The 4,052-nt window shown below is 48.1% G+C and carries 7 protein-coding genes; all 7 read left to right on the plus strand.

All coding sequences use genetic code 11. The features are described 5' to 3' along the window. On the plus strand, positions 1-733 hold a 733-nt coding region (locus AC1DLI_RS34135; RefSeq protein ID WP_477610145.1), incomplete at its 5' end, for a pentapeptide repeat-containing protein. Between the two features lie 285 nt (positions 734-1,018). Continuing rightward, complete coding sequence (locus AC1DLI_RS34140) at positions 1,019-1,324, plus strand: PadR family transcriptional regulator (protein WP_477610157.1); 306 nt, start codon at positions 1,019-1,021, stop codon at positions 1,322-1,324. After that, positions 1,324-1,671, plus strand: a complete 348-nt coding sequence (locus AC1DLI_RS34145) for a DUF1048 domain-containing protein (RefSeq protein ID WP_477610147.1) — start codon at positions 1,324-1,326, stop codon at positions 1,669-1,671. The genes AC1DLI_RS34140 and AC1DLI_RS34145 overlap by 1 nt, the downstream gene beginning before the upstream one ends. 9 nt (positions 1,672-1,680) lie before the next feature. After that, positions 1,681-2,031 carry a DUF1048 domain-containing protein gene (locus AC1DLI_RS34150; protein ID WP_477610149.1) on the plus strand — a complete coding sequence of 117 codons (351 nt, stop codon included), beginning with the start codon at positions 1,681-1,683 and terminating at the stop codon, positions 2,029-2,031. Positions 2,032-2,046: 15 nt separating this feature from the next. Further along, entirely contained in the window at positions 2,047-2,805 is a 759-nt protein-coding gene (locus AC1DLI_RS34155) for an ABC transporter ATP-binding protein (protein WP_477610151.1), read from the plus strand. Next, positions 2,806-3,573: an ABC transporter permease gene (locus AC1DLI_RS34160; protein ID WP_477610153.1), complete on the plus strand. Its 768-nt coding sequence runs from the start codon at positions 2,806-2,808 to the stop codon at positions 3,571-3,573. A 19-nt stretch (positions 3,574-3,592) separates the two neighbouring features. Beyond that, on the plus strand, positions 3,593-3,715 hold the full coding sequence (locus AC1DLI_RS34165) for a hypothetical protein (protein WP_477610155.1): 123 nt from the start codon (positions 3,593-3,595) through the stop codon (positions 3,713-3,715). Positions 3,716-4,052 lie beyond the last annotated feature (337 nt).

Raw genomic sequence — 4,052 nt, forward strand, 5'->3', positions numbered from 1 at the left:
CAAGGACGATGAAACAGCGTTTAAGATAACCATTGAAAGTATCGGTGACATTGAGCAAACGGTACGGGAGGTCGCTAACCTCTCCCGCTCACTGGAGCGGCAGGTGGTGACGAACTTTAGCGCGAGTAACCTGTCGAAGAGCGACTTTGTGGGCGTTATCGCGCATAAGGGAAAATTTACATCAAGCGCGCTGCGAGGCTCCGACTTTACGAACGCGGACTTGACCGGCAGCTCGTTTGCCAGCAGCGACGTGCGAGATGCCCGTTTCGACGGCGCAAACCTGACCGACTGCAACCTGTCCGTCCTTGACCTTACGAATGCGAGCTTCAATAAATCCATCCTTGTGMGTACCAACTTCAGCAAGTCGGGACTATTCGGAACAACATTYATTGATGCAAAACTGACCGACGTCAACCTGACTATGACCGATCTCAGAAAAACCGTCTTTGAAAACTGTATTTTCGACGGGGTGGACTTCACAAATACCGATCTGACAGGGCTGCGTCTTGACGGCCAAACCTTCATCGGMGTCAAGTTYGACAAAGCGGCGTTGAACGAAGTTTCGTTCAAGGGCGCGACACTCAAGAATGCGTCTTTCCAAGGGTCTTTGTTGTCCAAGAAGTACTACCGTGCCATCAAAACCRTCTGCTTTGACGGCGCGATGATGGATAAGTTGACCTATGCTGCGCTCAAAGGCATAGAGGCCGATTTGTCAAAGGTTACGGTTATATAAGGAGGGGAAATATGCCAAACAAATCAATTCAAGTAAAAGGACTGCAAAAATCCTAGATTTGAACGCAGGGCAAATTATAAAAAATATCGTGATTGTGGCCACAGTCCCATTGCTTGCCGGCTAGCAACTTGCGTTTTAGTTGAAATTCATTATCACAACAACATATTAGAACAACCGCAATTGACAAACGAACTACTACGTGTTACTGTATAGAGGTAGTAAGTAATACTGAATATCGGTCATACAGAATAGCAAGGGGTGATTGTGCTGGAAAACCTAACGGAAATGCTCAAAGGGGCGCTTGAGGGCTGTGTCCTTGAAATTATAAGCCGCAAAGAAACCTACGGCTACGAAATCACGCGGCGGCTGAACGCCCTCGGCTTCACAGATGTTGTGGAGGGAACCGTGTACACCATCCTGATCCGGCTTGAAAAAAACAAGTTGGTGGAGATCACCAAGAAGCCCTCCGACATGGGACCGCCGCGAAAGTTTTTCGCGATCAACGACGCGGGGCGCAAGGAACTACGGAAGTTCTGGGAAAAATGGGAGTTCGTATCATCAAAAATTAATGAGTTAAAGGAGAAACAATAATGAATTTTTGGGAAAAAATCACCGGCAGCGACATGACTAAAGAATTGAAAAGTTTTGAATCGCGAGCCAAAAAGCTGCCGGCTGATTATCAAGCGGCATGGGAAAAAATTAATGCCAATCTTTGGTCGCACTCAGATTTCACCGGTCGCAACCTCATGCCAATTCTTGACGGTGTGCTTGGCCTGCTCGAAGAAACAGCGGCGGACGGTCAGCGTGTCCAAGAGGTTTTGGGTGACGATATCAAAGGCTTCTGTTCAGCGCTGGCCGGCGAAGAAGGGGCAAAGTCTTTTCGCGACAAGTGGCGCGAGCAACTCAACAATAATATCGCTAAAAAATTAGGTAAATAGGAGGGTAAAATGAGAATACGAGATATCATCGAAGGCAAAAAAGAGTGGCGAGCGCACGTGGCGCGTGTCAAAGCGCTCCCGCAAGATTATCAGATTGTTTATAAAGAGATTCAAAAATATCTCTTTAAGGTCGGCCCTGTTGAGCTAACAAACGGGACGGGTTTGCTCTCGGGGATTATCGATCTTTTTGAAGAGGGCGCGACCTTGGGGAAAGGCGTGCTCGAAGTGACGGGCAGTGACGTTGCCGCTTTCTGCGACGATCTAATCAAAGATTCAAAAACTTACGCTGACATCTATCAAGAATCTGTTGACCAAAAAGTTAACAAGGCCATGAAAAAGGTTACGGATAAAAAAAAGTAAAAGGGGGATATCGGGATGGAGAAAGCAATTGAAGTAAAAGGACTACAAAAATCCTACAAGCAGCTTCAAGTCCTAAAAGGCGTGGATTTCGAGGTGGAAAAGGGCAGTATTTTCGCCCTTCTCGGCTCCAACGGGGCGGGCAAGACAACAGTTGTCAAAATCCTCACCACGCTGCTCAAACAAGACAGCGGAACCGCGACCGTAAACGGATTCGATGTTGCGTCAAAACCCGAGAACGTGCGGCAGGCGATCAGTCTGACCGGGCAATTTGCCGCCGTGGACGAAATTTTGACCGGACGGGAAAATCTGATCATGATTGCAAAGCTAAGATACCTCAAAAATCCGCGTCAGGTTGCGGACGACTTGCTTAAACGCTTCAGCTTGACAGACGCCGCCGACCGCAGGGCGTCTACTTATTCGGGTGGTATGCGCCGCAGGCTCGACATCGCCTTGAGCCTTGTAGGAAAACCGCAGATCATTTTCCTCGACGAGCCGACCACTGGGCTTGACCCCGAGGCACGCATCGAGGTTTGGAAGATTGTGAAGGAGCTTGCCGTCGGCGGAACGACAGTACTCCTAACCACGCAGTATTTGGAGGAGGCTGAGCAGCTTGCTGACCGAATTGCCATTCTGCATGAGGGTAGGATTATCGCTAGTGGCACGCTCTCGGATCTAAAAAATCTGTTCCCATCCGCAAAGGTGGAGTATGTTGAAAAACAACCGACATTAGAAGAGATATTCCTCTCCATCGTCGGCAAAAAGGAGGCAAAGTAAATGGAGACGGCAAAGAATCATTTCTTCACCGATATTAGCGTTATGCTTGGTCGTTCCATGCGCCATATTTTCCGCAGTATGGACACCATCATCACGGTCTGCATCACTCCGATTGCGATGATGCTGCTGTTCGTCTATGTGTTAGGCGGTGCCATTCAAACCGGAACGGATAACTATGTAAATTACCTGTTGCCAGGCATACTGCTTATGGCGATCGCAAGCGGAATAGCCTATACGGCTTACCGCCTGTTTATGGATAAGCAGCGGGGCATATTCGAGCGGTTTCACACCATGCCGATTTCACGTTCCGCCTTGCTTTGGGGGCATGTGCTGACCTCTCTGGTGTCCAACGCCATTACGGTGATCGTCATCATTCTCGTAGCGCTCGTTATGGGTTTTCGTTCGTCCGCGGGAATACTGCCATGGCTTGCCGTAGCCGGCATACTCGCGTTGTTTACGCTGGCCTTAACTTGGGTAGCGGCGATTTCCGGACTGTCCGCAAAAACGATTGAAGGTGCAAGCGCGTTTTCCTATCCACTTATTTTCCTGCCGTTTATCAGTTCTGCGTTTGTGCCGACCGAGTCGATGCCGTCGGTAGTTCGCGCCTTTGCCGAAAACCAGCCGGTGACCTCGATCGTGAACGCCATTCGTGCGCTACTGTCGGATCAGCCGGTGGGTAATGATATATGGGTCGCTCTTGCGTGGTGTGTCGGGATTTTGATCGTAGCCTATTTCTTTGCAATGAAGGTATATAAAAAGAAAGCTTGAAAAAGGACATCATTTCCGGATGAAGTCCGCGGAAACCGCGGGCTTTATTTTGTTCTTTGTTTATAGTGAAGTGAAGGAAGAAATTTATTGGCATGGCCAGGTGAGATTATATCCGACTTATTACGTTAACGGAGAACGATAGCTGAATAACAACACCGCGGCAGCCGGCCAAATACGATCGGTTGCCTTTTTGTTGAGCTAACGGGMAGTATAGCGTGAGTATCAATTRGATTTACTTAACTTTCGGTGAAGGTAAATACTGTAAACGCGGCGAATTAAGTCTAAGAAATTTCTTAGATAGGATGGAGAACGAGGAATGCTTGAAACCASCTTTGCCTTTATTACAATAGTCGTGATAGGAGTACCGATTCTCATCATCTTTAACCTGTTATACAAAAAACAAATATTCTTCCATGTTATCAGCGTGTTGGCTTTGGTTTACGGTGCCGCGGTTATTTCAGTGACGTTCTTTCCTATGC

The organism is Paenibacillus sp. 01T443, from assembly GCF_056398325.1.

Coding starts and splice junctions, on each gene's coding strand:
- AC1DLI_RS34140 (WP_477610157.1), top strand. CDS start 1,019: ATGCTCAAAGGGGCGCTTGAGGGCTGTGTCCTTGAAATTATAAGCCGC.
- AC1DLI_RS34145 (WP_477610147.1), top strand. CDS start 1,324: ATGAATTTTTGGGAAAAAATCACCGGCAGCGACATGACTAAAGAATTG.
- AC1DLI_RS34150 (WP_477610149.1), top strand. CDS start 1,681: ATGAGAATACGAGATATCATCGAAGGCAAAAAAGAGTGGCGAGCGCAC.
- AC1DLI_RS34155 (WP_477610151.1), top strand. CDS start 2,047: ATGGAGAAAGCAATTGAAGTAAAAGGACTACAAAAATCCTACAAGCAG.
- AC1DLI_RS34160 (WP_477610153.1), top strand. CDS start 2,806: ATGGAGACGGCAAAGAATCATTTCTTCACCGATATTAGCGTTATGCTT.
- AC1DLI_RS34165 (WP_477610155.1), top strand. CDS start 3,593: ATGAAGTCCGCGGAAACCGCGGGCTTTATTTTGTTCTTTGTTTATAGT.